The organism is Secundilactobacillus paracollinoides DSM 15502 = JCM 11969, from assembly GCF_001311135.1.
GTDB lineage: Bacteria > Bacillota > Bacilli > Lactobacillales > Lactobacillaceae > Secundilactobacillus > Secundilactobacillus paracollinoides.
Genome location: NZ_BBAG01000169.1, coordinates 1 through 534, shown reverse-complemented (window position 1 = coordinate 534; position 534 = coordinate 1). Strand labels below are relative to the sequence as shown.

At 33.5% G+C, this 534-nt stretch carries 1 protein-coding gene; it reads right to left on the bottom strand.

The window, feature by feature from the left end; translation table 11 throughout:
• Window positions 1–247: 247 nt before the first annotated feature.
• Window positions 248–466 carry a hypothetical protein gene (locus JCM11969_RS18010; protein WP_109249223.1) on the bottom strand — a complete coding sequence of 73 codons (219 nt, stop codon included), beginning with the start codon at window positions 464–466 and terminating at the stop codon, window positions 248–250.
• Window positions 467–534: the final 68 nt, after the last annotated feature.

The window sequence follows — 534 nt, the reverse complement described above, 5'->3', positions numbered from 1 at the left end:
AAACACTCTCTTTTGGTTCTCTTGATAACTAGTACATTCACATATATTTAATGCTTTATTCAATTTCTGGATTGAAGATGAACAATAATAAGTATTCCAAATAATCATCGCTTTAATTTATGATTGACTTAAATATTAGGGAGGCTTTACAAATGAATCGACCTTACGTCTTAGTTCACATGATGACATCAATTGATGGACGAATTGATTGTGGAATGACTGCTCAACTGGCTGGTGAACCAGAATACTATTCAACATTAGATAGTTTAAATGCTCCAACGCGCATTAGCGGTCGTGTTACTGCAGAAACGGAATTAGCTAGTGGTAATAAGTTTGTTTCTAAAAATAATGAGCCTATTAATGAAACCACCTTTGCCAAGAATGCAACTTCTGATAGGTACTTATAACTGCTTTTATCCGTCAAAATAGGTAATTCGCTTGCTAATGCTTCCAGTTCATTTTTCATGATATATCCTCCTTCTTTTACAATTACACTCGTTGGTTAGGTTCACTTTTTGGTTTTTGAAAAGTAAA